The organism is Microbacterium oleivorans (assembly GCF_001644225.1).
GTDB classification, from domain to species: domain Bacteria; phylum Actinomycetota; class Actinomycetes; order Actinomycetales; family Microbacteriaceae; genus Microbacterium; species Microbacterium gawkjiense.
In genome coordinates, this window is record NZ_LSTV01000001.1 from 653427 (window position 1) to 680204 (window position 26778).

General features: G+C 72.1%; 27 protein-coding genes. 12 read left to right on the forward strand and 15 right to left on the reverse strand.

Annotation, left to right across the window (positions count from 1 at the left end):
* Window positions 1-9: 9 nt before the first annotated feature.
* The gene (gene xseA / locus AYL44_RS03040; RefSeq protein ID WP_064002452.1) at window positions 10-1293 is read right to left on the reverse strand and encodes an exodeoxyribonuclease VII large subunit; all 1284 of its coding nucleotides are present in this window, start codon (window positions 1291-1293) and stop codon (window positions 10-12) included.
* Between the two features lie 85 nt (window positions 1294-1378).
* Between xseA and AYL44_RS03045 the strand changes: the two genes are divergently transcribed.
* The 3 genes from AYL44_RS03045 (at window position 1379) to AYL44_RS14830 (ending at window position 4737) form a co-directional block, all read left to right on the forward strand.
* Window positions 1379-2413, forward strand: a complete 1035-nt coding sequence (locus tag AYL44_RS03045) for a 4-hydroxy-3-methylbut-2-enyl diphosphate reductase (RefSeq protein WP_064001766.1) — start codon at window positions 1379-1381, stop codon at window positions 2411-2413.
* On the forward strand, window positions 2410-2934 hold the full coding sequence (locus tag AYL44_RS03050; protein WP_064001767.1) for a DUF6264 family protein: 525 nt from the start codon (window positions 2410-2412) through the stop codon (window positions 2932-2934). Before AYL44_RS03045 ends, AYL44_RS03050 begins: the two co-directional genes overlap by 4 nt.
* Window positions 2935-2997: 63 nt before the next feature.
* Complete coding sequence (locus tag AYL44_RS14830) at window positions 2998-4737, forward strand: peptidoglycan DD-metalloendopeptidase family protein (protein WP_064001768.1); 1740 nt, start codon at window positions 2998-3000, stop codon at window positions 4735-4737.
* A 61-nt stretch (window positions 4738-4798) separates the two neighbouring features.
* Here the strand turns inward: AYL44_RS14830 and fbaA are convergent, their stop codons facing one another.
* Entirely contained in the window at window positions 4799-5830 is a 1032-nt protein-coding gene (gene fbaA, locus AYL44_RS03060; RefSeq protein WP_064001769.1) for a class II fructose-bisphosphate aldolase, read from the reverse strand.
* Between the two features lie 189 nt (window positions 5831-6019).
* Here fbaA and glpX point away from each other — a divergent pair, with 189 nt between their 5' ends.
* Window positions 6020-7009: a class II fructose-bisphosphatase gene (glpX, locus tag AYL44_RS03065; RefSeq protein ID WP_064001770.1), complete on the forward strand. Its 990-nt coding sequence runs from the start codon at window positions 6020-6022 to the stop codon at window positions 7007-7009.
* A 133-nt stretch (window positions 7010-7142) separates the two neighbouring features.
* Window positions 7143-7424 carry a hypothetical protein gene (locus AYL44_RS03070; protein ID WP_064001771.1) on the forward strand — a complete coding sequence of 94 codons (282 nt, stop codon included), beginning with the start codon at window positions 7143-7145 and terminating at the stop codon, window positions 7422-7424.
* A 4-nt stretch (window positions 7425-7428) separates the two neighbouring features.
* Here the strand turns inward: AYL44_RS03070 and AYL44_RS03075 are convergent, their stop codons facing one another.
* Both AYL44_RS03075 and AYL44_RS03080 read right to left on the reverse strand, forming a co-directional pair.
* Window positions 7429-8691: a DNA recombination protein RmuC gene (locus AYL44_RS03075; protein WP_231872711.1), complete on the reverse strand. Its 1263-nt coding sequence runs from the start codon at window positions 8689-8691 to the stop codon at window positions 7429-7431.
* Between the two features lie 57 nt (window positions 8692-8748).
* Window positions 8749-9339: a 3'-5' exonuclease gene (locus AYL44_RS03080; RefSeq protein WP_064001773.1), complete on the reverse strand. Its 591-nt coding sequence runs from the start codon at window positions 9337-9339 to the stop codon at window positions 8749-8751.
* Between the two features lie 105 nt (window positions 9340-9444).
* On the opposite strand from AYL44_RS03080, the gene ychF reads away from it, so the two are divergent.
* The gene (ychF, locus tag AYL44_RS03085) at window positions 9445-10518 is read left to right on the forward strand and encodes a redox-regulated ATPase YchF (protein WP_064001774.1); all 1074 of its coding nucleotides are present in this window, start codon (window positions 9445-9447) and stop codon (window positions 10516-10518) included.
* Window positions 10519-10530: 12 nt separating this feature from the next.
* The gene (locus tag AYL44_RS03090) at window positions 10531-11304 is read left to right on the forward strand and encodes an alpha/beta fold hydrolase (RefSeq protein ID WP_064001775.1); all 774 of its coding nucleotides are present in this window, start codon (window positions 10531-10533) and stop codon (window positions 11302-11304) included.
* On the opposite strand, the gene AYL44_RS03095 is transcribed toward AYL44_RS03090, so the two are convergent.
* Window positions 11305-12246: a helix-turn-helix domain-containing protein gene (locus tag AYL44_RS03095; RefSeq protein ID WP_064001776.1), complete on the reverse strand. Its 942-nt coding sequence runs from the start codon at window positions 12244-12246 to the stop codon at window positions 11305-11307.
* Window positions 12247-12276: 30 nt separating this feature from the next.
* A complete protein-coding gene (locus tag AYL44_RS03100; RefSeq protein ID WP_064001777.1) occupies window positions 12277-12615 on the reverse strand; it encodes a hypothetical protein in 339 nt (112 codons plus the stop codon).
* A gap of 128 nt (window positions 12616-12743) precedes the next feature.
* On the opposite strand from AYL44_RS03100, the gene AYL44_RS03105 reads away from it, so the two are divergent.
* A complete protein-coding gene (locus tag AYL44_RS03105; protein WP_064001778.1) occupies window positions 12744-13664 on the forward strand; it encodes a helix-turn-helix domain-containing protein in 921 nt (306 codons plus the stop codon).
* Window positions 13665-13674: 10 nt separating this feature from the next.
* Here AYL44_RS03105 and AYL44_RS14665 read toward each other — a convergent pair whose 3' ends face one another.
* On the reverse strand, window positions 13675-13845 hold the full coding sequence (locus AYL44_RS14665) for a hypothetical protein (protein WP_197471573.1): 171 nt from the start codon (window positions 13843-13845) through the stop codon (window positions 13675-13677).
* Window positions 13846-13983: 138 nt separating this feature from the next.
* Here AYL44_RS14665 and AYL44_RS03110 point away from each other — a divergent pair, with 138 nt between their 5' ends.
* Window positions 13984-14535 carry a copper resistance CopC family protein gene (locus tag AYL44_RS03110; protein ID WP_064001779.1) on the forward strand — a complete coding sequence of 184 codons (552 nt, stop codon included), beginning with the start codon at window positions 13984-13986 and terminating at the stop codon, window positions 14533-14535.
* 51 nt (window positions 14536-14586) lie between these two features.
* On the opposite strand, the gene AYL44_RS03115 is transcribed toward AYL44_RS03110, so the two are convergent.
* Window positions 14587-15147 carry a type 1 glutamine amidotransferase domain-containing protein gene (locus AYL44_RS03115; protein WP_064001780.1) on the reverse strand — a complete coding sequence of 187 codons (561 nt, stop codon included), beginning with the start codon at window positions 15145-15147 and terminating at the stop codon, window positions 14587-14589.
* An 86-nt stretch (window positions 15148-15233) separates the two neighbouring features.
* Between AYL44_RS03115 and AYL44_RS14670 the strand changes: the two genes are divergently transcribed.
* Window positions 15234-15371, forward strand: coding sequence for a hypothetical protein (locus tag AYL44_RS14670; protein WP_197471574.1), 138 nt, complete (start codon window positions 15234-15236; stop codon window positions 15369-15371).
* 37 nt (window positions 15372-15408) lie between these two features.
* Here the strand turns inward: AYL44_RS14670 and AYL44_RS03120 are convergent, their stop codons facing one another.
* Window positions 15409-16884: an MDR family MFS transporter gene (locus AYL44_RS03120; protein WP_064001781.1), complete on the reverse strand. Its 1476-nt coding sequence runs from the start codon at window positions 16882-16884 to the stop codon at window positions 15409-15411.
* Window positions 16885-17020: 136 nt separating this feature from the next.
* On the opposite strand from AYL44_RS03120, the gene AYL44_RS03125 reads away from it, so the two are divergent.
* Window positions 17021-18898 carry an ABC transporter ATP-binding protein gene (locus tag AYL44_RS03125; RefSeq protein ID WP_064001782.1) on the forward strand — a complete coding sequence of 626 codons (1878 nt, stop codon included), beginning with the start codon at window positions 17021-17023 and terminating at the stop codon, window positions 18896-18898.
* Window positions 18899-18917: 19 nt separating this feature from the next.
* On the opposite strand, the gene AYL44_RS03130 is transcribed toward AYL44_RS03125, so the two are convergent.
* Genes AYL44_RS03130 through AYL44_RS03155 form a run of 6 tightly spaced genes read right to left on the reverse strand, consistent with a single transcriptional unit; the run spans window position 18918 to window position 25440 of the window.
* Window positions 18918-19880, reverse strand: coding sequence for a glycosyltransferase family 2 protein (locus AYL44_RS03130; RefSeq protein ID WP_064001783.1), 963 nt, complete (start codon window positions 19878-19880; stop codon window positions 18918-18920).
* Window positions 19880-21019, reverse strand: a complete 1140-nt coding sequence (locus AYL44_RS03135) for a cysteine desulfurase family protein (protein WP_064001784.1) — start codon at window positions 21017-21019, stop codon at window positions 19880-19882. Before AYL44_RS03135 ends, AYL44_RS03130 begins: the two co-directional genes overlap by 1 nt.
* Window position 21020: 1 nt before the next feature.
* The gene (gene nadC, locus AYL44_RS03140) at window positions 21021-21878 is read right to left on the reverse strand and encodes a carboxylating nicotinate-nucleotide diphosphorylase (RefSeq protein WP_064001785.1); all 858 of its coding nucleotides are present in this window, start codon (window positions 21876-21878) and stop codon (window positions 21021-21023) included.
* Entirely contained in the window at window positions 21878-23422 is a 1545-nt protein-coding gene (nadB, locus tag AYL44_RS03145; protein WP_064001786.1) for an L-aspartate oxidase, read from the reverse strand. The genes nadC and nadB overlap by 1 nt, the downstream gene beginning before the upstream one ends.
* Complete coding sequence (gene nadA, locus AYL44_RS03150) at window positions 23419-24747, reverse strand: quinolinate synthase NadA (RefSeq protein WP_064001787.1); 1329 nt, start codon at window positions 24745-24747, stop codon at window positions 23419-23421. The genes nadB and nadA overlap by 4 nt, the downstream gene beginning before the upstream one ends.
* A 15-nt stretch (window positions 24748-24762) precedes the next feature.
* Window positions 24763-25440 carry an NUDIX hydrolase gene (locus AYL44_RS03155; RefSeq protein ID WP_064001788.1) on the reverse strand — a complete coding sequence of 226 codons (678 nt, stop codon included), beginning with the start codon at window positions 25438-25440 and terminating at the stop codon, window positions 24763-24765.
* Window positions 25441-25581: 141 nt separating this feature from the next.
* Here AYL44_RS03155 and AYL44_RS03160 point away from each other — a divergent pair, with 141 nt between their 5' ends.
* Window positions 25582-26754, forward strand: a complete 1173-nt coding sequence (locus AYL44_RS03160) for a MarP family serine protease (protein WP_064001789.1) — start codon at window positions 25582-25584, stop codon at window positions 26752-26754.
* The last annotated feature ends 24 nt before the right edge of the window (window positions 26755-26778 follow it).

The following is a 26778-nucleotide window of genomic DNA, read 5'->3' on the forward strand; positions in this document are numbered from 1 at the left end:
GTTCGCGGGTCACGGGCCTTCCGCCCCGGCCTCCGACACCTCGCCGGACGAGCGCGCCGCGAAGGAGCCGCGACCGACGGTGACGACGACGTCCGTGCCGACGGGGGCCTGCGCGGCGTCGCGGACGATGGCGCCGCCCGGGAGGTGCGCGATCGCGTACCCGCGGTCGAGGGTCGCACCGGGGGAGAGGGCGCGCAGCGACGCCCGCAGCTCCGCCGTCGTGCGGGCCGCGGCATCCCATCGCCGTCGCATGACGTCGCGCCCGCGCGACGACAGCGCCACGACCTCCTGGGCGCGACCGGTGAGCATCGACTCGGGGTCCCGCAGCACGGGACGCGAGCGCAGCTGGGCGAGCGCGGCGATGTCGTGCGACACGCGCTGGGTCAGGCGTGTGCGGGCGCGGCTGCGCAGCTGTTGGACGAGCGCGCGCTGCTCGGACACGTCGGGCACGACGCGCTTGGCCGCGTCGGTCGGGGTCGACGCGCGCAGGTCGGCGACCTCGTCGAGGAGCGGATGGTCGTTCTCGTGTCCGATCGCCGAGACGACGGGGGTGGATGCCGCGGCCACCGCGCGCACCAGGCGCTCATCGCTGAACCCCAGCAGCGACTGCGGGTCGCCGCCGCCGCGGGCGATGATGATGACGTCGACCTCGGGATCGGCGTCGAGGGTGCGGAGGGCGGCGAGGGTCTCGGGGACGCAGCGGTCGCCCTGGACGGCGGCGTACACGGTGCGGAAGACGACGTGCGGCCAGCGCAGCTCGGCGTTGCGGTGCACGTCCTTCTCGGCGTCGCTGCGCTCGCCCGTGATCAGTCCGATCACGTGGGGGAGGAAGGGGAGGGGCTTCTTGCGTGCGGGATCGAACAGTCCCTCGGCCCGGAGCGTGGCGCGGAGGCGTTCGAGCCGCTCGAGCTGGTCGCCGAGGCCCGTGTGGCGCATCGACGAGACCGTGAAGGTGAAATCTCCGGTCTTCGTGAAGTAGTCCGCCTTGATGCAGGCGATCACGCGGTCGCCGATCTTCAGGTCGTCGGGGGTGCGCTGCAGCGTCGAGGACCACATCCGGAACGAGAGCATGCCGTCGCCGGCGGCATCCTTCAGGCGCCCGAAGACATGACCGCCCCGCAGGTTCCAGGCCGTGATCTCGCCCTCGACCCAGACCGATCCCCACTTCTGGACGAAGTCGCGGATGGTCTCGTTCAGGCGGGAGACCGAGGTCGGGGTGTCGGGGGAGGAGTCCCGCGGGTGCACGGCGTCCGGCGGCGGGACGGCGCCCGGCTCGGTCTGGAAAGTCGTCACGGACACCCATCTTGCTGCACACGTCCCCCACCCAGCCGGGGCTTCGTACAATCGAGGGGTGACCTCACCTGCCGTTTCGCTGCCGATGCCCCGAATCCCGGGAGCCCGCGGGCGGCTCGTCGACCTCCCCGTCCAGGGCTCCAAGCGCGTCCTCCTCGCCGCTCCGCGCGGCTACTGCGCGGGCGTGGACCGCGCCGTCATCGCGGTGGAGAAGGCGCTCGAGCGCTACGGCGCGCCCGTCTACGTGCGCAAGCAGATCGTCCACAACATCCACGTCGTGACCGAGCTCGAGTCGATGGGCGCGATCTTCGTCGACGAGGTCGACGAGGTCCCGGAGGGCGCGCACGTCGTCTTCAGCGCGCACGGCGTCTCGCCCGCGGTCGTGAACGCCGCCGCCGACCGCGGACTGCAGGCCATCGACGCGACCTGCCCGCTCGTCACAAAGGTGCACCGCGAGGCCGTGCGGTTCGCACGCGACGACTTCGAGATCCTCCTCATCGGGCACGACGGTCACGAAGAGGTCGAGGGGACCGCCGGTGAGGCGCCCGACCACGTCACCGTCGTCAACTCGCCCGAAGAGGCCGACACCGTCGAGGTGAAGGACCCCGACAAGGTCGTGTGGCTCTCGCAGACGACGCTGTCGGTCGACGAGACGATGGACACCGTCCGCCGCCTCCGCGAGCGGTTCCCCAACCTCCAGGACCCGCCCTCCGACGACATCTGCTACGCGACGCAGAACCGTCAGGTCGCGATCAAGAAGGTCGCGAGGGATGCCGACCTCGTCATCGTCGTGGGCTCGGCCAACTCGTCCAACAGCGTCCGGCTCGTCGAGGTCGCCCTCGAGTACGGCGCGAAGGCGGCGTACCGCGTCGACTACGCCCACGAGATCAAGCAGGAGTGGCTCGACGGCGTCGAGACCGTCGGTGTCACCTCGGGCGCGTCGGTCCCCGAGGTGCTCGTGACCGAGGTCCTCGAGGACCTCGCCGGCGCGGGGTACCGGGATGTCGCCGAGGTGAAGACGGCGGAGGAGGACCTCATGTTCTCGCTGCCGAAGGAACTCCGTCAGGACCGCTCCGGCCGCCCCGACGACCGTGCCCTCGGGGGACGGACCCGCCCGTGAGCGACGACCCCCGACCGCGACCGCAGTACGGGGAGTACGCGACGCCCGAGCAGCAGCGCGCCGCGACCCGGCAGCCGGAGCCGGAACCGGCGGCACCCGTCGACCCGCCGCATCCGCCCACCGCCCCGGCGACGACCGTGGCGGCCCGTCCGACGCGGATGGCGGACCGCATCATCACCGTGGCGCTCCTGGCCTACGGCCTCGTGACCGTCATCGGCGCGATCCCGCAACTCGTGGACTTCACGTCGTTCGCGAAGACCTGGATGGAGGTCGCCGGCGTCGACGGGGAGTTCACCAACACGGCGCAGGGCGCGCTGTGGGGCGGGGTCGGCGCGACCGTCTTCGCGGTGGGCTGGGTTCTCACCGCGGGGTTGTCGTGGTGGTCGCTCGCGAAGGGCCGCGCGAGCTGGTGGATCCCGCTCGTCGGCGCCATCGTCACGTTCGTGATCGTGAGCGTCTGCCTCGCGATCCCGATCTTCGGCGACCCGGGCCTCGTGCGGGGCCTCGCGCTCGGTTCCTAACACCTGGTACTTTTACGGCTGCTGCGGGTGTTCCCTCGCGTGCGTCATCTCGGGAGGGGAATCGTGACCGGCACACCCCGGAGGATCGCCTCCACCGCCGTCGCTCTGGCCGCGACGATCGGTCTGCTTCTGGCCGGCGGGCCCGCCACGGCGGCATCCACTCCCGCAGCGACCCCCGCCGCCGCGACCCCCTCGCCGACCGCCGCGGCACTGACCGCGGGCACGGTGGCCGTCACCGGAACCCCCGCCGTCGGGGCGAAGCTCACGGCGACCGTCGTCGGGTTCGGCCCCGCTCCCGTCACCGTCGCCTACCAGTGGATGCGCGGGGGAGCCGTGCTTACCGGCGCCACGGGGGCGACGTACACCCCCGCGACCGCCGATGCCGGCGCGACCCTGTCGGTCCGCGTGACCGTTGCCAAGACCGGGTACACGTCCCTCGTGCGCACGAGCGCGGGGGTGGTCGTGGCGCGCCTTCTGACGCCGCCGTCCGCCGTCACGATCTCGGGCGCGGGCACCGTCGGCGCCACGCTGACGGCGGCCCCCGGCACCTGGGCTCCCGCGGGGACCGCACTCGCGTACCAGTGGCTCCGCGGCGGCGCCCCGATCGCGGGAGCGACGGCGCGCACGTACCGTCTGGTCGGAGCGGATGCCGGTACCACCGTCGCGGTGCGCGTCACCGGCACGAAGGCGGGCTACAGCCCGGCCGTTCGCACCTCCGCCGGGATCGGCGTGCTCGCCCCCTTCACGTCGACACCGAAGCCGACCATCACCGGGACAGCCGCGGCGGGTAAGACGCTCACCGTGAGCCCGGGCACGTGGCTACCGGCGCCCGAGCAGCTGAAGGTGCAGTGGCGGGTCGACGGCGGAGCGATCGAGGGCGCCACCGGGACGAGCTGGGAGGTCCCGACGTGGGCCGCCGGCCGCTCGGTCAGCGTCTCGGTGACCGCCGTCAAGAAGAATCATCGGAGCGTCACGACGACCTCGGCGGGCAAAGCCGTGGCCCTTTCGCTCGGGTCCGTGATGACCCCCGGGACGACTCTCCGTCCGGGTGTGATGCTCACCTCACCCGACGGTCGCTACACGTTCGGGCTGCGCGGCGACGGCAACGTGGCGCTCACGCGTGACTACGCCCTCGTGAGGACCGCGCGGACGACCGGCACCTTCGACGCCAGCCTCCTCTTCTCGGGCGACGGGGAGCTGCTCCTGCTCGACGAGCGCGGCGTCTCGGTATGGTCCTCCCAGACCGCCGGGCTCGAGGCGAGGGCCGCGATCCTCGGCAACGACGGAGTGCTCCGGCTCGTCGACGCCGACGGCGACGACCTCTGGACGAGCGCGGCGATGTCCGCCCAGCCCGACGCGACGGCCGCCGGGCCGTCGGTGCCCGGCCGCTACGGGTGGGCGTACCCGCTGCGCCCCTCGGGCACCTTCACGACCTACTCGGGCCACAGCGGCGACGACATCGCCGCGCCCACCGGGACGCCCGTCTACGCGATGCGGGGCGGGACCGTCTCGGTGCGCGAGGTGTGGATCCGGACCGGCTGCCCCTCCTGGGCGCCCAACACCACGAAGCAGAAAGAGGTCGTCGTGACCTCGACGGTCGACGGGATGCGGCTCGAGCAGGTGTACGCCCACCTCAGCGCCTTCTCGGTGAAGACGGGTCAGACCGTCGCCGCCGGACAGCGGATCGGGTCCGTCGGTTCCACGGGGTGTTCGACCGGACCCCACCTGCACACCGCCTTCACCGTGGACGGCGTGCGCTACGCCCTATACCCGCGCGACGTCCTCGGCACCGCCAAGTACTGAGCCCGGCGACACGAAACCCCGGTCCGTGCGGACCGGGGTTTCGTCGTGGGGGTCGCTCTGCTCAGGCGCCGAGCGACTTGCCGGCCGAGCCGAGCTGCTGCGTCGCGGCGACGACACGCTCGGCCATCGCGGACTCGGCGACCTTGCCCCAGGCGCGCGGGTCGTACAGCTTCTTGTTGCCGACCTCGCCGTCGAGCTTCAGGACGCCCTCGTAGTTCGACAGCATGTAGCCGGCGACCGAGCGCGTGAAGGCGTACTGGGTGTCGGTGTCGATGTTCATCTTCACGACGCCGTTGCTCACCGCGAGGGCGATCTCCTCGTCGGACGAGCCGCTGCCGCCGTGGAACACGAGGTCGAGCGGCTTCGGGCCGGTGCCGAAGTGCGCGGCGATGCCCTCCTGGATCTCGCCCAGGAGTTCGGGGCGGAGCTTCACGCCGCCCGGCTTGTACACGCCGTGGACGTTGCCGAAGGTCAGCGCCGAGATGTAGCGGCCGTTCTCGCCGAGGCCGAGCGCCTCGACGGCCTTCGTCACGTCGGCGACGGTCGTGTACAGGGCGTCGTTCGAGCCCTCGTGCGCGACGCCGTCCTCCTCGCCGCCGACGACGCCGACCTCGATCTCGAGGATGGCGTTGATGTTCTTCATGCGCGGGAGCAGGTCCTGCGCGATCTGGATGTTCTCGTCCAGCGGCACGGCCGATCCGTCCCACATGTGCGACTGGAAGATCGGGTTGCGACCGGCCTTGACCTCGGCCTCGGAGGCCTCGATGAGGGGGAGGACGAAGCCGGGGAGAGCGTCCTTCGGGCAGTGGTCGGTGTGGAGGGCGACGGTGATCGGGTAGTTCTTCGCGACCTCGGTGACGTACTTCGCGAAGGCCAGGGCGCCGGTGGCGCGGCCCTTGACCGTGTGGCCCGCGAAGTAGTCGGCGCCGCCGGTGGTGACCTGGAGGATGCCGTCGGAGCCGGCCTCGGTCAGGCCCTGGAGGACCGCGTTGATGGTCTGCGAGCTCGAGACGTTGATCGCGGGGTAGGCGAATCCGCCTGCCTTCGCGCGATCCAGCATGTCGGCGTACTGGTCAGGGGTGGCGACGGGCATGTGAGCTCCTCGGGAAGGGGTGTGGATTCAGGCCAACTCTATCGAAGGGTCGGCATCCGCTCCGGCTCGGGGTCGCCCGGCGCATCGCGCGGGGCCGCTCTCTTCACCGATGGAAAGAATCGGCATTCCTTCGTGTCCGTCACCACGGAATCCGCGGGGCACGAGGGAGGCCGGGCCTAGGCTGAGCCCATGGTGAGCCTGACTGCCGACATGAGTCCGCTGCATCCCGACCGCAACCTCGCGCTGGAGCTGGTCCGCGCGACCGAGGCGGCCGCGATCCGCTCCGTCCCCTTCATCGGGCGCGGCAAGAAGGAGCTCGCCGACGGTGCGGCCGTCGACGCCATGCGCGCCTTCCTCACGACGGTGAACTTCGACGGCGTCATCGTCATCGGCGAGGGCGAGAAGGACAACGCCCCCATGCTCTTCAACGGTGAGCGTGTCGGTACCGGGCGCGGACCGCAGTGCGACATCGCCGTCGACCCCATCGACGGCACGACGCTCACCGCAGAGGGGCGCAACAACGCCCTGTCCGTCATCGCCGTGGCCGACCGCGGGGCGATGCTCGACGCCTCGACGGTCTTCTACATGGACAAGATCGTGACCGGCCCCGCCGGCGTCGGGGTGGTCGACATCCGCCTGCCGATCGCCGAGAACATCCGTCGCCTCGCGAAGGCGCTCGACAAGCCCGTCGACGAACTCGTCGTCTCCGTCCTCAACCGGCCGCGCCACGCGAAGCTCGTCGAGGAGATCCGCGAAGCCGGCGCCGGCACGCGACTGATGAGCGACGGCGACGTCGCCGGCGGCATCAACGCGGCGCGGCACAACGCCCGCACCGACATGTGCGTCGGGATCGGCGGCAGCCCCGAAGGCATCGTGACGGCCTGCGCGATCAAGGCGCTCGGGGGTCACATCCAGGGGCGGCTGTGGGCGCGCGACGACGACGAGAAGCAGCGGGGAATCGATGCGGGTCTCCGGCTCGACGACCACGTGTACGAAGCGGACGACCTCGTCCGCGGGAACAACACCCTTTTCGTCGCGACCGGTGTCACCAACGGCGAACTGGTCGCGGGGGTGCGCCGGGTGGGCGACTTCGTCTACACCGAGAGCGTGGTCCTGCGTGGGGCTTCGGGCACGTTGCGACGGATCTCGTCGGAGCACCTCACCTCGAAGTGGCTCTGACCCGACCGGTCGCCGAGACGTCATAGCGGACACGCGCGCTGAGCGTCAACCCAGGATCCGGCGCGACCCCTCTGGCACAATGGACCGTGGTGTCAGTTGTCCCCGGCACTCGCCACCGCCCCCAGGAGTTCACATGTCGACCGCATCCAGTGACCCGCGCACGGGCCAGCTCTCGCTCACGGGTCACCTCCCCGTCACCCCGACGGGCCAGATCCCGATCGTGGGTCAGGCGACCGGTGGTGTGCGTCCCGTGACAGCACCGATCGCCGTGGTCGATGACCCGGCGCGCCGTCCCGACGTCCTCCTGCGCCGTCGCATGCCCCCCGGGCACGAAGTGAACGCGTGGTGGCTCATCGGCGCATTCCTCGCCGTGTCCATCGGCGTCGTGGGTCTCATGACCTTCTTCCCCTCCTGAGCACTCAGTCGCTCGCGAGGCGTCCGCGCAGCTCACCCAGATCGGCCGACTGCTCGCGATCCTCGAGCAGTTCGGGAGCCGTGAGTCGGCGGGTCGTCGACTCGATCGTGGTCGGCGACGGCAGCGCCTCCAGCTGTGTGTCGTCGATCCCCGGGAACCGTCGGGCGCTCACCAGGACGCGGGTCTCGAGAGATCCGGCGAACCGGTTGTAGCTGTCGACGGTGCGCTCGATCGCGCGCCGGAGGTCGTCGGCGTGACCGGCGAGCGAGCCGAGCCGGTGGTACAGCTCGTTGCCGAGATCGAACAGCCGGCGCGCCTCGGTGGACACGTCCTGCTGGGTCCACGTGTAGGCGACGGTCTTGAGGACCGCCCACAGATTCACGGGCGAGGCGAGGGCGACCCGCCGACCGAACGCGTACTCGAGGAGGGTCGGGTCCTCCTCCAGGGCGGCGGCGAGCAGCGACTCGCTCGGGATGAAGCAGACGACGAATTCGGGGCTCGACGGCATCCCGGCCCAGTACTTCTTCTTGGCCAGGGCGTCGATGTGGCCGCGCACGGCAGCGACGTGCCGGGCGAGCAGTCTGCTGCGCCGTGCGGCCTCCTCGCCGACGGCGGTCACGGGGATGGCGCTGGCCTCGAGATAGGCGTCGAACGGTGCCTTCGCGTCGACCGCCAACGCCTTGTCGCCGGGGAGGCGGACGATCATGTCGGGGCGCCCCGCCCCGGCATCCGTCGAGATCGAGGTCTGCGTGTCGAAGTCGACGTACCGCGTGAGACCCGCGGACTCGACGATGCGGCGCAGGTGCGTCTCGCCCCACACACCGCGCGCGCCGTTGGAACGCAGAGCGCCGGCGAGCGACTCGGTCGTGGCCCGCAGCGCCTCGTCGGACTCCTGGGCGCGGCGCAGCTGCTCGGCCAGCGATCCGAACTGCTCCTGCCGGTCGCGCTCGAGGTGATCGACCTTCAGCTGCATCGCGGCGAGGGTCTCCTGCACGGGGGCGAGCGCGCGCAGCACCGTCTGCTCGCGGCGTTCCCGCTCGTCGCGCGCGGCCTGCTCGGCGTGGATGCGGGCCGTCACGTCGCGGTGGAGCGAACGCTGCTGGTCGAGCTGGACCTGCAGGGCGTCACGGGCCGCCTCGGCCGCCGAGGCCTGCGCCTGGAGCGCGCCCCGCCGCCCGGCCTCACGAGCCGAGACAACCGCGCCCGCGGCGACGGCGCCGGCGAGAAGGCAGAGCACGGCGAGTACGACGGAGAAGACGGCATCCATGTCCGTCATGGTGCCCCAGGCCTCCGACATCCGTCGGCGCCGCGCGGGCGAGGGGTCTCAGGCGGCGGTGGCGGGCACGGCGGAGGGAATCTGCGGGATGCGGACGCCCAGGAGCATCGCGAGCTCGACGAGGTCGCCCGCCCCGGCGCGGGCGGCCGCATCGATGACGATCTGCGCGCATGCGAGCGCGTCGGCGGTGGCGTCGTGGTGGGCGAAGTCGAGGTGGCCGGCGGCCGCGGCGACGAAGGGGAGCCGGTACGACGGGAGGTCGTACGTCTTGCGGGCGACGTGCAGGCTGCAGAGGTAGCGGGCCTCCGGCGGGACGTGACCGGTGACCTCGCACGCGGTGCGGAGGACCCGCATGTCGAAGCCGGCGTTGTGGGCGACGAGGATGTCGTCGCCGACGAAATCGAGCAGGCGCGGCAGCTGCTCCGTCCAGGTGGGGGCCGTCGCGACGTCGGACTCGCGGATCCCGTGGATGCCGACGTTGACCTCGAAGAAGCGGTCGTGGCCGGCCGGGGGACGGATCAGCCAGCCCTCCGAGGCGACAACGCGACCGCTCCGGACCCGGGCCACTCCCACGGCGCACGCCGAGGCGTTGGAGGGATTCGCCGTCTCGAAGTCGATCGCGGTGAAGTCCAAGGGCATGCCCTCACCTTCGCCGCCGGCAGGCCCGCCCCGGCGGAGGCGCGCCGCCGGGAACCGGGACCGGCGGGCGCGGCGCCGCGCGCCCGCCGCGTAGAGTGGATGCCCGTGGCTCTCACCATCGGAATCGTCGGACTGCCCAACGTCGGCAAGTCCACCCTCTTCAACGCCCTCACCAAGAACGACGTGCTCGCGGCGAACTACCCGTTCGCGACGATCGAGCCGAACGTCGGCGTGGTGAACCTGCCGGACCCCCGGCTCGACACCCTCGCGGAGATCTTCTCGTCCGAGCGCATCCTGCCCGCGACGGTGTCGTTCGTCGACATCGCCGGCATCGTGCGCGGTGCGAGCGAGGGCGAGGGCCTCGGCAACAAGTTCCTCGCCAACATCCGCGAGGCCGACGCGATCGCCCAGGTCGTCCGCGGGTTCGCCGACGACGACGTCGTCCACGTCGACGGGGCCGTGAACCCGAAGAACGACATGGAGACGATCAACGCCGAGCTCCAGCTCGCCGACCTCGAGACCCTCGAGAAGGCGATCGTGCGCTACGAGAAGGAGGTGCGCGGCAAGAAGCTCGACCCCTCGGTCCTCGAGACGGCGAAGGCCGCGCAGGAGGCGCTGCAGCGCGGCGAGCTCCTCTCGGCATCCGGGATCGACCTCTCGCCCATCCGCGAACTCGGCCTTCTCAGCGCCAAGCCGTTCATCTTCGTCTTCAACGTCGACGAGGCCGTCCTCACGGATGCCGCCCGCAAGGCGGAACTCGCCGCGCTGGTCGCGCCCGCCCAGGCCGTCTTCCTCGACGCGAAGATCGAGTCCGAACTCGCCGAACTCGACCCGGAGGATGCTGCGGAACTGCTCGCCTCGACCGGGCAGGACGAGTCGGGCCTGGACCAGCTCGCCCGGGTCGGGTTCGACACCCTCGGGCTGCAGACCTACCTGACGGCCGGCCCCAAGGAGGCCCGCGCCTGGACGATCGGCAAGGGATGGAAGGCGCCGCAGGCCGCCGGCGTCATCCACACCGACTTCGAGAAGGGCTTCATCAAGGCCGAAGTCATCTCGTTCGAGGATCTCGTCGCGACCGGCTCGGTCCAGGAGGCGCGGGCCAAGGGCAAGGCGCGCCTCGAGGGCAAGGACTACGTCATGCAGGACGGCGACGTCGTCGAGTTCCGCTTCAACAACTGAAGGACCTCTCCCATGTCACAGATCCAGCGCCAGGTGTTCGACGCCGAGGCTCGTGCCATCCCGTTCATCGACGAGGGGGAGGGTCCCGCCCTCGTCCTCATCCCCGCTCAGGGCCTCGACGTGGCCTACCTCGGCGGGCTCGCGAGCATCCTCGAGGAGGAGGGGTTCCGGATCGTCCGTATCGGTTCGCGCCGCCCCGGCCCCGCTGCAGTGTCGATGCACGACCTGGCGCAGGACGTCATCGACGTCCTCGACCACCTCGGGATCGCCGCGGCGTGGATCGGCGGTCATGCGTTCGGCGGCGCGGTCGCGCGAACGGTCGCCCTCGACCACCCCGGCCGGGTCAGCGGAGTCCTGCTCCTTGGTGTCGAGTCGACGCGTCCGCTCGAAGACGACGCCGCCCGCGCTCTCCAGACCGCCTTCGCCACGCCGGTCGAGGCCCCCGACGCGGATGCCGTCCGCACCCTCGTCGGCCCCGGGATCGACACCGCGCTGGCCTGGGACGTGTTCGCCCGCTCGCGCGACCTCGAGGTCGAGGACCTGCAGAGCGGCGCCCTCGCCTCCACCCCGGTCGCGGACTGGGCGACCCTCGCGGCATCCCTTCCGATCCTCATCATCCAGGGCGCCGACGACGCGATCACACCGCCGGCGAACGGCGACGATCTGCAGGCGACCGCGGCCGACCGCACGAGCGTCGTGCGGCTGCCCGGTGCCGGCCACCTCTTCCCCATGACCCACCCGGGGGAGACGGCCTTCCAGATCGAGGATTACCTCGGCTGGGACTGATCAGCGGGAGCGCCGCAGCGTCTCGCTGGGCTGCTCGCCGAACTCCGCGCGGTAGTGCTGCGCGAAGCGCGGCAGGTGGGCGAAGCCCCAGCGCCGGGCGACGTCGGCGACCGTCGTCTGCGGCGGTTCGGCGGCGACCAGTTCCGCCCGGACGGCGGCGAGACGTGCGCCGCGCACGTACGCGGCCGGTGTGGTGTCGAGCACGCGCGCGAAGGCGTTCTGCAGCCCCCGCACGCTGAGGCGCGCGGCCCGCGCGATGTCGCCGACGCTGAGGGGGTCGGCCAGGTGCGCGTCGATGAACGCGGTCGCCCGGCCGACGGCATCCGTTCCGGCGCGGGTGTCGGGCCGGTCCGCGACCGATCGGATGTCGAACGCGTGCTGCGTCGCGGCGAAGACCGCATCGACGGCGGCCTGACGGATGAGGGGGTTGTGCAGCAGCTCGGGATCGTCGAAGACACGGGTGACGTGGTCGATCGTGAGGTCCCAGTGCCGTTGCAGTTCGGCGGAGAGAATGTGGGTCGCACCGAAGTGCAGTGCGGACTCGTCGTGACCGGTGAAGGCGCCGAGGGCGGGCAGATCCACGCTGAGGATGTCGGCCGTCACCTCGCGCGACCACGACTCGGCTCGCCCGGGCCGCAGCAGGAACGGCCGGCCCGCGTCGACCTCCTCGCCGTTGGTGACGGTGCGGAGGTCGCCCTCCCGGCGCCGGGCGATCGCGACCGCGCCGGTGATGGCGGACTCGACGTGCAGGTGGGTGTCGATGCCGAACGAGGTCAGCAGGAGGCGGTCGTCACCGACGATCCGCTGCCGGAGGGAGAGGGGGGAGCCGATGTCGCGGATGGCGATCCGGGTACTCAGCTGCGCGACGGCGCTCTGCACTCCGGCGGCGTCGCTCGCGACGATGGTCTCGTCGCGGACCTTCGGATCGACGTCAACGCCCATGCCGCATTCTCCTGCCGACCCGGCGCCGGATCACCCGATCCGCTCCGATGACCCTACCCCGGCCGCGGCGCTTCCCTGCGGCTCGGGCACGAGGTAGAGGCCGGAGGGGGAGTTCGCGACGTAGCTGAGCGCGTCGAGCCAGGCGGGGTTGAGGCTCGGCTGCCGGCTCCCGAAGTACTGGAAGTTCAGGTCGGCGCCCGGGTGGAGCCAGACGACCTGTCGGCCGTCGCCGAGGCTCTGGTCGTTGCGCCACATGAACGTGAACGACTCGCCGCGGCGCAGTTTGGTCGTGATGACCACCTGCAGGTGGGCGAGCACCCGGTCCTCGAAATCGACACGGATGCGTTCGTTGTAGATGAACTTTCCCACGGTGCTCCTTCTGCGGCGGTGTATCCATTATGCGCACGGATATCCGTTTTGCGCACATCGACCCCGCTGGCCCGGAGAACGCGGGCGGATCATAGGATGGAACGCAGGCACCGGTGTGAGGAGACCCCATGACCGTGCTCGAGGAGCACTTTCGTTCCGCGGACCTCGGTGAGGCCGAGGCCTACATCCGCCGCAGCTACGGGAACGTCCAGCTCGACGCCGACGACCTCGTGTTCGAGGAATCGAGCACCGGCGATGAGCGATTCGGCCTCCGTCGGCTGCAGGTGGAGGGTGGCTACAGCGCATCGTGCGAGCTCGAGGCCGTCATCGTCGTGCAGAGTGACGACCGCTACGAATGGGAGGTCGACGGCGTCCGAGGCACCGCCGAGGCTCCCGTGCTGTTCCAGCCGGGGACACTGGATTGCCGGCTCCAGGACGCCCGGGTCCGTGTCGTCGCGCTCCCCGTCGAGGTCCTGACGGACGTTGCGCGGACGGTGTACAACGACGACACCCTGACGCTGCGATTCGGCGGTACCGCCCCGTCCACTCCGGCGCTCTCCCGGGCGTGGCGCTCCGCCGCAGCGCTGGCGTTCGACACCGAGTCCCTCCTCGGCAACGACCTCGTCCGCGCGTCCGTCTTCCGCTCGCTCGCGGTCACCACCCTCGAAACGTTCGCCGCCGTCGAGGATGCCCGCGTCCGGCGCGAGACGATCGCGCAGCAGCAGGCCGCCTACCGGACGGCAGTGGCCTTCCTCGAGGACCACGCCTCGCTGCCGATCACGATCGATGACGCCGCCGCTGCGGCGGGTGTCGGCTCGGCGGCGCTGGACCGCGCGTTCCGCACCCACTCCGTTCCGGGACGCACCCCCGCTGAGCACCTGACGGCGGTCCGGCTGGATGCCGCGCACGCCGACATTCTGCGCGCCCCCGTCGACGGGACGGTGACCGTGGCCGAGATCGCCTCACGCTGGGGGTTCACCGAGACGGGGCTCACCCGTGACCACCTGCGGAGCTACGGGACGACGCCCCACGAGCTCCTCGGGCTCTGACGCGCGCGGGTCAGTCCTCGTCGGCCTCGGGTTGACCCGGTCCGGGCCCGGGGCGGGCTATCGCGTCGTCGGCGATGTCGATGCGCGTCACCCCGTCGTGCTCGCTCACCCGGACGTCGTACTCGGCACTCGGCGCGCCACGGTCCTCGGGCTTGTCGACTCCTGCGGTGTCGTTGGTCATCGCCGGTCCTCTCGTCGTGTCGTCCGTGAACGCTACCCCGCAGCCCCTCGCGTCGTGCCCGCCTTGCGCCGGACGGGGGCGGTCGCTAGCGCCGGTCGCACAGACCTCCCGCACAGCCGGACGCGGGAGAATCGAGGCATGCGCGTCCTCTCGTCCCTCCCCGCCTCCGTCCGCGCCGTTCTCGCCGGCATCGTCGTCGCTCTGGCGGCGGTCCTGACCGTCGCGAACCCCGCCGCAGCGCACGACGAGCTCGTCGGGAGCTCCCCGGGCGCCGGCGCCGACCTGGCCGAGGCGCCCGCGGAGATCGCCCTCACGTACTCGGCTGCCATCATGACCGAGGGGGCGACGGTCGCCGTCTTCGACGCGGCGGGGCGCGACTGGGCGCAGGGCGATCCGACCATCGACACCAACACCCTCACGATGGCGCTCGACGGGGAGCTGCCGGCCGCCGGCTACGTCGTCGAGTGGCGCGTCGTCTCCAGCGACGGGCACCCCATCAGCGGGACCATCCCGTTCACGGTCGGCGGCGGCGCCCCCATCACCTCCGACGACGTCGCCGGTGAGGCCCTCCCGGGCGACGACGGTGCGCTGCTTCCGGTCGTCGTGGGCTCGGTGATCGCGGTCGCCGTGATCGCCGTCGTCGTCGGCATCGTCCTCTCCCGTCGCCGGACCCGGTCGGACGAGAGCTGAGACGACGGATGCCGCACCCCGCGCGCCTGCGGGGGTGCGGCATCCGGTGGGTCAGACGGTCTGCGCCGCGTGACGTCCTTCGGCGATCTCCTCGACGAGCTTGGCGTCGAACGCCGGCAGGTCGTCGGGGGTGCGGCTCGACACGAGGCCGGCGTCGACGACCACCTCCTCGTCCTGCCACGTCGCCCCGGCATTGACGAGGTCGGTGCGCAGGCTCGGGTAGCTCGTCAGGGTGCGCCCGCCCAGGACGTCGGCCTCCACGAGCAGCCAGGCCGCGTGGCAGATCGCGCCGACCGGCTTGTGCTGCGCGAAGAAGTCGCGCGCGAGGCGGACGGCGGCCTTGTCCAGGCGCAGGTCGTCCGCGTTCACGACACCGCCCGGGAGGACGAGGGCGTCGAAGTCCGCGGCCTCCGCCTCCTCGGTCGTCACATCGACCCGCTGCTCGTGCCCGTTCTTGCCGGTGATGCTGCCGGCGTCGGGGGAGACGAGCACGGCGGTGGCGCCGGCATCCGTCACCGCCTGCCAGGGCGAGGTCAGTTCGCTGTCTTCGAATCCGTCGGTCGCGACGAACGCGACACGCTTTCCGCTGAGGGTTCCGTCGGTGCTGCTCATGGCCCGCACGTTACGCCGCGGCCCGCGCCGGTGGCGGGCCCTTGACGGCGGCCCTGCCCGCGTTTAAGCGGCGTAGGCTGATCGACATGGCGACTTCGAACCTGCCGACCCCGAACCTGCAGCCCGTCCCCACGACGACCGATGCCGCGGACGAGAAGCCGTCGCTCCAGATCCTCGATCAGGGCGCCGGGTGCTGCGGCGGCGGCAGCTGCAGCATCGACTGACGGCTCCCCGCCCGGCGGCGTCAAGGCGCGGCGGGGATCAGTGCGCCGCGGCCGGGAGATCGACCTCGCCCTCGGCGGGCTTGCGGACGAACAGGGCGAGGGCGACCGCCGCCGTGGCGACGATCGCACCGACGAGGAACGCGGCGTGGATGCCGTCGGCCTTGGCGATGACCTCGTCGCTGCCGTCGGCGATGGCACCGGCCGTGACCACGGTCATGATCGCGACGAACACGGCGGTGCCGGCGGCGCCGGCGACCTGCTGAAGCGTGCCCACCGTCGCCGAACCGTAGGGGTAGAACCGGCGGGGGAGCGAGCCGAGCGCGGACGTCATGAGCGGGGTGAACGTGAGTCCGAGCCCCAGGCTCAGCGTGAGGTGCACCGCGATGACGAAGGCGACACCGGTGTCCGGACCGAAGAACGTCATGCCCCACAGGGCCGCGGCGGCCAGCAGCATCCCCGGGATCACGAGGGGGGTCGGTCCGAAGCGGTCGAACGCGTTGCCGACGAACGGCGCCATCGCGCCCATGAGGATGCCGCCGGGGAGCAGCACGAGCCCCACCCCGAGCACGTCCAGGCCGAGGACCTGCTGGAGGTAGATGGGGAGCAGGATGATCGAGCCGAACAGCGCCATGAACACGATGACGACGAGCACGATCGCGAGCGAGAAGGCCGGCGTCTGGAACGTCCGGAGATCGAGGAGGGCGCTGTCGGTCTTCTGCAGGTGGAGCTGGCGCAGGACGAAGAGGACGAGGGATGCGGCGCCGACGGCGAGCGGGATCCAGACGGGCACGGGGGTGTGACCGGATGCCGATTCGCCGATCGCGCTGAAGCCGTAGATCAGCCCGCCGAACCCGAAGGCCGACAGGGGCACCGAGAGCAGATCGAAGCGCGCATCGGGTCGCGTGGTGGTGACGTTCTTGACCCACACCGCTCCGAGTCCCAGGGCGATGAGGGCGATCGGCAGCATGACCCAGAAGATCGCGTGCCAGGTCAGCGTCGACAGGATCAGTCCGGAGACGGTCGGGCCGATCGCCGGCGCGACCGCGATGACGACGGAGATGAGGCCCATCATCCGTCCGCGGTGCGACGGCGGGACGATGTTGAGGACCGTCGTGAACAGGAGCGGCAGCATGATCGCGGTGCCGCTGGCCTGCACGATGCGGCCCACGAGAAGGAAGCCGAAACCGGGGGCGAGGGCGGCGATGAGCGTGCCGGCGGCGAACAGGCTCATCGCGGCGAAGAAGACGGAGCGCAGCGGGAAGCGCTCCAGCAGGAAGCCGGTCAACGGGATGACGACAGCCATCGTCAACAGGAAGCCGGTGGTCAGCCACTGACCCGTGGCGACGGTGATGCCCAGGTCCGCAACGATGTCGGTCAGTGCGACCGACATGGTCGTCTCGTTCAGGATGACGACGAATGCGGCGACGACGAGCAGTGCGATGACCGGACCGGTTCGGGCGGGTCGCGAATCGGTCGGGACGACGGGAGTGGAAGCGGTGTCCGAAAGGGGCACGAGGATCCTTCGAGTGGGCGGGATGCGGCGGAGGTGCCGGGCCCGGGCGAGCCGTTCAGCTTAACGGATGCTGTGAGCCGGGCATTCCCGCGCCGGCGCCGCGACCCCGGCGCGGGGTTATGGTGACGGGATGAGCATGGGCGGACCCGGAGGCGGGCGGGGCGGGTTCCGCGCGGTCGACGAGGAGGCCCAGCGCCGCCGCAACGCGTCGGCTCCCGAGGTCCCCGACCTCGGCCGCCGCGTCGCCGCGCTGTTCCGGCCGTACCGCCGCCGGCTCGCGGTGACGGCCGTCCTCGTCGTCGCGGGTGCGGCGGTGGGCGTCATCCCGCCTCTACTCGTGCAGCGGATCTTCGACGATGCGCTCTTCCCCGTCGACGGTTCGTCGCCGAGGCTCGGCCTGCTCGGTGTCCTCGTCCTCTCGATGATCGCGCTGTTCGTGCTCGGCGCGGGCCTCGGCATCGCGCAGACCTGGCTCACCTCGACCGTCGGCAACCGGGTCACGGGCGATCTGCGGGTGCGGATGTTCGAGCACCTGCAGGCGATGGACCTCGGCTTCTTCACCCGCACGAAGACGGGCGTCATCCAGTCGCGGCTGCAGAACGACGTCGGCGGCGTCTCGGGCGTGCTCACCAACACGGTGACGAGCATCCTCGGCAACACGGTCACGGTGATCTCGGCGCTCGTCGCGATGGTGCTGATCGACTGGCGGTTGACGATCATCGCCGTCGTGATGATGCCGATCCTCGTGCTGGTCCAGCGCCGGGTGGGCCAGGTGCGGGCGCGCATCGCGGGGCAGACGCAGGAGTCCCTCTCCGAGCTCAGCGCGATTACGCAGGAGACCCTGAGCGTCTCCGGCATCCTGCTGTCGAAGTCGTTCAACCGCCAGCGCGCGGAGTCCGAACGGTACGCCGCCGAGAACCGCACGCAGATCGGCCTGCAGGTGCGGCAGGCGATGAGCGGTCAGGGCTTCTTCGCCGTCGTGCAGATCATCATGTCCTCGGTGCCTGCCGTCATCTACCTCGTCGCGGGCTTCTTCATCTCGGGCGACGGCCCCGCGATCACGGCCGGTGCGGTCGTGGCCTTCACGACGGTGCAGGCGCGTCTGCTGATGCCGCTCATGGGCCTCATGCGCGTGGCGCTGGACGTCCAGACCTCGCGCGCCCTGTTCGCCCGCATCTTCGAGTACCTCGACCTGCGCCCCGCGATCACGGACCGCCCCGACGCGATCGACGTGACGGCGGCGCCGGGTCCGCTCGGACGGATCGAGTTCCGCGACGTGTCCTTCCGATACCCGGATGCCGGTCCGCAGAGCCCCGCGACGCTCGACGGCGTGTCCTTCGTCGCCGAGCCGGGCCAGCACGTCGCGTTCGTGGGACCGTCGGGGGCCGGCAAGACGACGATCCTCTACCTCGCCCCGCGTCTGTACGAACCGGCGGCGGGCACGGTGCTGTTCGCCGGTGCCGACGTCCGCACCCTCGCGCACGCCTCGATCATCGACCGGATCGGGATCGTGTCGCAGGAGACGTATCTCTTCCACGCCTCGATCCGCGACAACCTGCGCTACGCCCGGCCGGAGGCGACGGATGCCGAGATCGAGGCCGCGTGCGTCGCCGCCAACATCCATCACGTCATCGCGGGTTTCGAAGACGGGTACGACACGATCGTCGGCGAGCGCGGGTACCGGCTCTCGGGCGGGGAGAAGCAGCGGATCGCCATCGCGCGCGTGCTGCTCAAGGACCCGCCCGTGCTGCTCCTCGACGAGGCGACCTCGGCGCTCGACACGGTCTCGGAACGCGTCGTGCAGGAGGCGATCGACGAGGCGGCGCGGGGGCGCACCACCCTGTCGATCGCGCACCGGCTCTCGACGGTCGTCGCCGCGGACGTCATCCACGTCGTGAGCGGCGGGCGCATCGTCGAGTCCGGCACGCACGCCGAGCTCCTCGCTCTCGGCGGTCTCTACGCGGAGCTCGCCGCTCAGCAGATCGCAGCGGGTCGCATCGAGGGCGCGGTCTGATCCGCACCGCGCCCGCGCGTCACCAGGCGAGGGCGGCGGCCCGGAGCGCCGCGGAGTCCTCGTCGAGAGGGATGCCGTCGCGCTCGGCGCGCTCGGTGAGTCCACGGGTGAACGCGCCGAGGAATTTCCGGTAGGCGTCGTCGGGGTGGTGTTCGGCGACCCGCACGAGGGCGGGGACGTCCATTCCGAGGATGAGGCGCACCCGCGAACGCGCGGCGGCGGTGCGTCCGGCGGCGTCGAGGACCGCGAGGCCGCCGCTCATCCCGTCGAGGTAGTCCTGCAGGACGGGGACCGCGTGACGGCGCTGCGTGATGGAGGTGCCGTCGGCGCGCTCGCGCCAGTGGACGACGACGTCGGGGACCACGTCGATGCCGCGGGCCGCTGTGTAGAGCTGCTGCGCGACGACCTGGTCCTCGTAGGCCTTCTCCTCCGTGAACCGCAGGCCCTCGCGGCGCCAGAGGTCCAGGCGGCTCACCTTCGACCACGCGACGATGTTGCCCGAGACGTCGGGGTGTTCGCCCAGGCTCGTGCCGCGTCGGGCGGGGGAGGTCGAGGCGGCGACCCACGGCTGCACGACCCCGGGGGCGTAGTGACCCGCGGCATCCGCTCGCAGTCGGACGTACGCGCCGACGGCGACCTCGCTGCCGGAGGCCTCGAGGCTCCCCACGAGGATCTCGAGCGCGCGAGGGGTCATGACGTCGTCGGCGTCGAAGAAGCCGACGAGCGGGGTGTCGACGAGCTCGAGCGCCTCGTTGCGCGATGCGCCGAGGCCGCGGGCGACCTCGTGGCGCACGAGGCGGAAGCGGGGATCCGCCGCCGCGGTGGCGGCGAAGGCCTCGGCCGTCCGGTCCCGCGAGGCGTCGTCGACGAGGATCGCGCGGAAGTCGCTGCGGGTCTGGGCGCGGAGGGAGGCGAGGGCCTCGTCCACGAAGGCGCCGACATCGCGGCCGGGCACGATGACGGTGACGGTCGGGGAGCTCATCACCGCGATCGTACCGCCGCGACGGAGGCCGCGACCGCGTCGGCGATCCGGGTCGGGTCGCCCGCGGCATGGTGGCCGAAACTGAACCGCACGGACGTCTGCGCGACCTCGGGGGCGATCCCGAGCGCGACGAGGACGTGCGACGGTTCGTCGCTGCCCGCCGCGCAGGCCGAACCGCTCGAGGAGACCACCCCGCGGCGTTCGAGTTCGAGGAGCACGGCCTCGCCGCTCACCCCCGCGAACGTGAAGCTCGCGGTGCCGGGGAGGCGACGGGTCGGATGCCCCGTGGGGACCGCTTCGGGGACGAGCGTCTGCACGCGGGCGACGAAGGCGTCCCGGAGGGCGCCGACCCGGGCGGACGCGGCGTCGCGCTCCCGTTCGGCGAGTTCGAGCGCGAGGGCGAATCCGACCGCGCCGGCGATGTTCTGCGTGCCGCTGCGCCGATCGCGCTCCTGACCGCCGCCGTGGAGGACGGGCTCCAGGGGGACGCGACCGCGGATCGCCAAGACGCCGATCCCCTGGGGCGCGCCGATCTTGTGGCCCGCGAGCGACAGGGCGTCGGCGCCGGTCCCCGACAGCGGGAGCCATCCCGCCGCCTGCACCGCGTCGAGGTGGAGGGGGATGCGGCTGCCCGCAGTGACGGCGGCGAGGGCCGCGGCATCCTGCACCGTGCCGATCTCGTTGTTGGCGTACCCCACCGACACGAGGACCGTGTCGTCCTGGAGCGCGCCGGCGAGGACCGCGGGGTCCAGCACACCGTGGGGGTCCACCGGGAGGCGGGTCGCCCGTACGCCGTGGACGCGTTCGAGGTGGTCGACCGAGGCGAGGACGGACTCGTGCTCGATCGCGGTGGTGACGACGTGGCCGGGGCGTCCGTGACGCAGGAGGGCGGCGACGGCGACCCCCTTGATCGCGAGGTTGTTCGCCTCCGTCGCCCCGGACGTGAAGACCACGTCCCCCGGGCGCATGCCGAGCACCGCGGCCACCCGCCGCCGCGCGTCCTCCAGCGCACCCGCGACGTCCTCCCCGACGGTGTGGTGGCTCGACGGGTTGCCGAACCGGTCGCCCAGGAACGGCAGCATCGCCTCGCGCACCTCGGCGCGCACCGGGCCGGAGGCGGCGTGGTCGAGGTAGAGCACGTCAGGCCTCGTCGATGCGGACGTCGAGCCCCAGGTCGAGCGCGCGCGCCGAATGGGTGAGGGCGCCGACGGAGATGACGTCCACGCCGGTCTCCGCGATCGCGCGGACCGTGTCGAGCGACACGCCGCCCGACGCCTCGACCGTCGCGCGTCCGGCGACCTGAGCGACACCGGTCCGCAGGTCGGCGAGCGAGAAGTTGTCGAGCATGATCGTGCCGATCCCGGCGGCGAGCACCGCCTCGATCTGGTCGAGGCGGTCGACCTCCACCTCGAGGTGCGTCGTGTGGGGGAGCCGCGTCTTCGCGTCGCGGAGGGCGTCGGTCACCGACATCCCGGAGCGCACCAGGACGGCGAGGTGGTTGTCCTTGGCCATCACGGCATCCGACAGCGAGTACCGGTGGTTCGCGCCGCCGCCGCTGCGGACCGCGTGGCGTTCGAACGCCCGCAGGCCCGGGGTCGTCTTGCGCGTGTCGGCGATGCGCACACCGGTGCCGGCGACCGCGTCGACGTAGCGCGCCGTGAGCGTGGCGACGCCCGACATCCGCTGGGCGAAGTTCAGGCCGATGCGCTCGGCGGTGAGGACCGCACGCGCGGGGCCGGTGACGACCGCGAGGACGTCGCCGGGGGCGAACCGGGTCCCGTCCGCGGCGCGCACGTCGACCGCCACGCGCGCATCGGTCAGGGTGAAGGCCGCCGCGAAGACCTCGCCGCCGCTGAACACGCCGGACTCGCGCGCGACGAGCTCCGCCGTCGCAGTGGCGGATGCCGGGATGAGCGCCTCGCTCGTGAGGTCGCCCCACGGCGCATCCTCGGCGAGGGCGGCGCGGACGGTCGTCTCGATGACGGCGGGGGAGAGCATCAGGCAGCGCCTTCCAGGTCGGTGCGGGCGGTCGGGGCGGCGAGGGCGGCGGGATCGTCGGTGCGCAGGTGGGACCCGACGGATCCGGTGCGTGCGGTCGCCGCGGCGACGACGAGCTGCGCGACCTGCAGGAGGTTCGCGTCCTCGTGAGCGCGGACCGTGACCGGCGCCGGCGCCTCCGCCCGCCACGCGGCGAGCGTCCGGGCCGCGCGCATCAGCCCCGTGCCGTCGCGGGACACGCCGGCATCCGCCCACATCAGGTCCTGCAGTGCACGCCGCGAGAACGGCGGATGCAGGATGCCGGCGGCCGCCGGCTCATCGACGGGCGATGCCGGCGCTCCCGTGGGCACGGGCCAGAGGCGCCCCGCGTCGGTCGCCGCGGCGGCCGCGGCGCGCGCGCCGAACACGGCGCCTTCGAGCAGCGAGTTCGAGGCGAGCCGATTGGCGCCGTGGACCCCGGTGCGGGCGACCTCGCCGACCGCGTAGAGACCCGGGACGTCGGTGCGGCCGTCGAGATCGGTCACGACCCCGCCCATGAGGTAGTGCGCGGCCGGGGTGACGGGGATCGGCTCGCGGGCCCAATCGAGGCCGCCGGCGCGGACCGCGGCGTCGATCGTCGGGAAGCGCGCCGCGAGGAAGGCCGCGCGGCGGTCGGGGTCGCTGCTGTGGAGGCCGGTCGCGTCGAGGAGGACGGGCCGGCCCCCCTGCCGTGCCATCGCGCCGGCGATCGCCCGCGTGACGACGTCGCGCGGACCGAGTTCGCCGTCGGGGTGCGCCTCGAGGGCGAAGCGCCGGCCGGTCTCGTCGCGCAGGACCGCGCCCTCGCCGCGGACGGCCTCCGAGACGAGGAGCGCCTCGCCGACCGCGAGCACGGTCGGGTGGAACTGCACGAACTCCAGGTCGCGCACCGCGGCGCCGGCGCGCGCCGCCAGCGCGACGCCGTCCCCCGTCGCGACGATCGGGTTCGTGGAGTGCGCGAAGAGCTCGCCCGCTCCGCCCGTGGCGAGGATCACGGCATCCGCCTCGATCCGCTCGCCGCCGTGGAGCTCGACCCCTGCGACCCGGCCGTGCTCGCGCACGAGCTCCGTCACGAACGCGTGCTCGCGGACGCTCACGCGGCTCGCCCGCACCCGGGCGACCAGGGCACGCTGGATCTCGGCGCCGGTCGCGTCGCCGCCCGCGTGCAGGATGCGGGGGAAGGAGTGTGCGCCCTCAAGCCCGCCCCGCAGGGTTCCCGTCTCGTCGCGGTCGAAGTCGACACCGGCGGCGATCAGTTCGCGGATGCGGTCGGGACCCTCCTCGACCAGGACGGCGACCGCGCTCGGATCGGCGAGGCCGGCTCCCGCGACGAGGGTGTCGCGCGCGTGGTCGGCGGTGCGGTCGGCGGGGGAGAGCGCACCGGCGATGCCGCCCTGCGCGTAGCGGGTGTTCGCCTCGGTCAGCGCCGCCTTCGTCACGAGGGTGACCCGGCAGCCGGCGGCCTCGGCGTCCAGGGCCGCGGTGAGGCCCGCGATCCCCGATCCGACGACGACGACCGTGGTCACGGCTTCGCCGCCAGCATCCGCTCGAGGGCGACCCGCGCAGGAACCGCGACGTCCGACGGGACGTGGATGCGGTTGCGCACCTCGCCGGCCACGAGACCCTCGAGCACCCACGCGAGGTATCCCGGGTGGATGCGGTACATCGTCGAGCACGGGCAGACGACGGGGTCGAGGCAGAAGATCTCGTGCTGCGGGAACTGGGCCGCGAGGCGCTGGACGAGGTTGATCTCCGTGCCGATCGCGAACGTCGTCGGTTCGGTCGCGGCGGCGATGGCCTTGCGGATGTAGTCCGTGGACCCCGCCTCGTCGGCCGCGTCGACGACGTCCATGGGGCACTCGGGGTGGACGATCACGCGGACGCCGGGGTGCTCGGCGCGCGCCTGGGCGATCTGGGCGACGGTGAAACGGCGGTGCACCGAGCAGAACCCGTGCCACAGGATGACGCGGGCGTCCTCGAGGTCGGCCTCGGTCGAGCCGCCGAGGGGCTTGCGCGGGTTCCACATCGGCATCCGCTCGAGCGGGACCCCCATCGCCTTCGCGGTGTTGCGCCCCAGGTGCTGGTCGGGGAAGAAGAGGACCCGCCGGCCGCGGGCGAACGCCCACTCCAGCACCGTGCGGGCGTTCGAGGACGTGCAGACGATGCCGCCGTGACGACCGACGAAGCCCTTGATCGCCGCGGAGGAGTTCATGTAGGTGACCGGGATGACGGGGAGCAGCCCCTCGGCATCCGGGGTGTCCATGTCGCCGTAGACGTCGGCGAGCTGCTCCCAGCACTCCTCGACCTGGTCGATGTCGGCCATGTCGGCCATCGAGCAGCCCGCGGCCAGGTTCGGGAGGATGACGGACTGCTCGGGACGGGAGAGGAGGTCGGCGGTCTCGGCCATGAAGTGGACGCCGCAGAAGACGATCGCCTCCGCCTCGGGGTGTTCGAGCGCCGCGTTGGCCAGCTGGAAGGAGTCGCCGACGTAGTCCGCGTGGGTGACGACCTCTTCGCGCTGGTAGAAGTGCCCGAGCACCACGACGCGGTCGCCGAGTGTCGCCTTGGCGGCGACGATCCGTGCGGCGAGCTCCTCCTCGCCGGCCTCGCGGTACTCGGCGGGGAGCTCGCCCTGGCGGGGAGCCCCGGTCGGGATGACGTCGCCCATGGACGAGCCCGGCCCGTACCCGGGGCGGGTGTCGAAGGTCCAGGGGCCTGCGGCGAGGTCGGTGGTGCAGGTCTCGGTCGTCAGCTCACCGGCGACGATCGCCTGGATCTCGTGGTCGACGCTGGGGTCCACGGGGCGGGGGTCCACGGGGCGGGGCTGGAGGGTGACGGGGGTGGCGCTCATGTCGGTTCGGGTCCTTCACTGCGGGAGCGGGCCGCGATCGGCCAGCTCGACGTCCTGGTTGTAGCGGTACAGCCGCGCGGGCCGGTGGCTGCCCGTGCGGAAGTCGTCGGTGGGGATGAGGGTGCCCGACCCCTCGACCTGCCGCCGGAAGTTGGCGGGGTCGAGCCGGCGACCGAGGATCGCCTCGTAGACCTCGCGGAGTTCCGCGAGGGTGAAGCGGTCGGGCAGGAAGCCGTGCGCGATGCGGCTGTAGCCCACCTTGTTGCGCAGGCGCCAGAGGGCGTAGTCGACGATGTGGTTGTGGTCGAACGCGAGCGCCGGAAGGGCGGTCGCGTCGAACCACGCCACGTTGTGCTGCTCGGTCGCCCGGGCGATGTCCTCGCGCACGAGCGCCCAGTAGACGATCGACACGACGCGCCCGGGGGAGCGGCCGACGTCGCCGAACGCGTACAGCTGCTCGAGGTAGCTGGGCGTGAGACCCGTCGTCTCGGCGAGGGTGCGCGACGCGGTGGCCTCGAGATTCTCCGCGGGGTCGACCCAGCCGCCCGGGAGCGCCCACTGACCCTCGTGGGGATCGCGGGTGCGGCGGACGAGGGGGAGCTCGATGCGCGCGTCGTCGGCCTCGCGCCGCAACCGGAAGATGACGGTCGAGACGGCGACGCCGATGGGGGGAGGGGAGGTTGTTCTTGTCATGGTGACCTTAACTGCCGACGTCGATCTTAGAGTCGACATGACCAGAACCGCAACACGAACCGATTTCCCAGCAGCGGCGGCCTACGCTGATTGGGAGGAACCGCCGGCTCTCCCGGGCGGACTCGTCAAGGGAGGCCCGTCGTGCTCGTCGTCGACATCATCGTCGTGCTCGTGCTCATCGCCGCACTGTTCGGCGGACTCCTGCGCGGCCTCGTGGCCACCGCCGGCACGCTCGTCGGCATCGTGCTCGGCGCCGTCGTCGCCGTATGGCTCACCCCCGTCATCGCGCCCGCCTTCACGGGCTGGGAGTATCGCAGCCTCGTGCTGGCGATCATCGCCCTCGGCATCGTGGCCCTCCTCGCCGCGCTCGGGACGGCCGTCGGCAGACGCCTGCGCCGTGGCGTCGACCGCGCGCGGCTCGCCCCGCTCGACCGGATCCTCGGCGGCGTCGTGAACACCGCCGCGGCCGCCGTCGTGCTGCTGCTCACGAGCGGCGCGATCGTCGGCTCCGGGATGCCGGTGGTCGCCCCCGCGGTCGCGTCCTCCCGCGTCCTGGGCGCCATCGACGCCCTCACCCCGCCGGCGGTCGATTCCGCGCTCGCCGAGTTCCGCGGCTTCATCGTCGACGAGGGCATCCCGCGCGTCGGGGAGCTCCTGGCGCCCGAGGTGGAGCCGACGGCGCCCCCCGTCTCGCTCGACGATCCCGCGCTCGAGCGCGCCGCGGCATCCGTCGCACGCATCAGCGGCAACGCCTACGCGTGCGGTGCGTCGCTCACCGGGTCGGGGTTCGTCGCCGCGCCCGATCTCGTCGTCACGAACGCCCACGTCGTCGCCGGTGTCGACGAGCCACTGGTCGAACTGCCGGGAAGGGATGCCGAGGAGGGCCGCATCGTCTACTTCGATCCCATCGACGACCTCGCCGTCATCAGCGTCGACGGCCTCGACGCGGCACCGCTCGAGATCGTCGACCCGGTCGCGGCGGGGACCCCCGTCGCCGTCCAGGGCTACCCGCTGGGCGGTCCCTTCACGAGCAGTGCGGCCTACGTCCTCTCGGTCGGCAGCGCCGTCGTCTCCGACATCTACGAGGACAGCTCGCAGCCGCGCGAGATCTACGCCCTCGAGGCGAACGTGCGTCCGGGTAACTCGGGCGGTCCCCTCCTCACCGAGGACGGCGAGGTGGCCGGTGTGGTCTTCGCCCGCGGCCAGGACGACGCGACCCGCGGGTACGCCATGACGACTGCCGAACTGCGACCCGCGCTCCAGGTCTCGCCGGGCGACGCGACCGTCTCCTCCGGCGCCTGCACGACGGACTGACCGGGCCGTATCGGCGCGGCGGGC

Coding starts and splice junctions, on each gene's coding strand:
- AYL44_RS03110 (WP_064001779.1), top strand. CDS start 13,984: ATGCGCGTCCTCTCGTCCCTCCCCGCCTCCGTCCGCGCCGTTCTCGCC.
- AYL44_RS03045 (WP_064001766.1), top strand. CDS start 1,379: ATGCCCCGAATCCCGGGAGCCCGCGGGCGGCTCGTCGACCTCCCCGTC.
- AYL44_RS03095 (WP_064001776.1), bottom strand. CDS start 12,246: ATGGGCGTTGACGTCGATCCGAAGGTCCGCGACGAGACCATCGTCGCG.
- AYL44_RS14665 (WP_197471573.1), bottom strand. CDS start 13,845: ATGACCAACGACACCGCAGGAGTCGACAAGCCCGAGGACCGTGGCGCG.
- nadC (WP_064001785.1), bottom strand. CDS start 21,878: ATGCTCTCCCCCGCCGTCATCGAGACGACCGTCCGCGCCGCCCTCGCC.
- nadA (WP_064001787.1), bottom strand. CDS start 24,747: ATGAGCGCCACCCCCGTCACCCTCCAGCCCCGCCCCGTGGACCCCCGC.
- AYL44_RS03080 (WP_064001773.1), bottom strand. CDS start 9,339: ATGCCCTTGGACTTCACCGCGATCGACTTCGAGACGGCGAATCCCTCC.
- AYL44_RS03090 (WP_064001775.1), top strand. CDS start 10,531: ATGTCACAGATCCAGCGCCAGGTGTTCGACGCCGAGGCTCGTGCCATC.
- AYL44_RS03155 (WP_064001788.1), bottom strand. CDS start 25,440: ATGACAAGAACAACCTCCCCTCCCCCCATCGGCGTCGCCGTCTCGACC.
- fbaA (WP_064001769.1), bottom strand. CDS start 5,830: ATGCCCGTCGCCACCCCTGACCAGTACGCCGACATGCTGGATCGCGCG.
- AYL44_RS03125 (WP_064001782.1), top strand. CDS start 17,021: ATGGGCGGACCCGGAGGCGGGCGGGGCGGGTTCCGCGCGGTCGACGAG.
- AYL44_RS03075 (WP_231872711.1), bottom strand. CDS start 8,691: ATGGATGCCGTCTTCTCCGTCGTACTCGCCGTGCTCTGCCTTCTCGCC.
- AYL44_RS03105 (WP_064001778.1), top strand. CDS start 12,744: ATGACCGTGCTCGAGGAGCACTTTCGTTCCGCGGACCTCGGTGAGGCC.
- AYL44_RS03070 (WP_064001771.1), top strand. CDS start 7,143: ATGTCGACCGCATCCAGTGACCCGCGCACGGGCCAGCTCTCGCTCACG.
- glpX (WP_064001770.1), top strand. CDS start 6,020: ATGGTGAGCCTGACTGCCGACATGAGTCCGCTGCATCCCGACCGCAAC.
- AYL44_RS03130 (WP_064001783.1), bottom strand. CDS start 19,880: ATGAGCTCCCCGACCGTCACCGTCATCGTGCCCGGCCGCGATGTCGGC.
- AYL44_RS14670 (WP_197471574.1), top strand. CDS start 15,234: ATGGCGACTTCGAACCTGCCGACCCCGAACCTGCAGCCCGTCCCCACG.
- AYL44_RS03115 (WP_064001780.1), bottom strand. CDS start 15,147: ATGAGCAGCACCGACGGAACCCTCAGCGGAAAGCGTGTCGCGTTCGTC.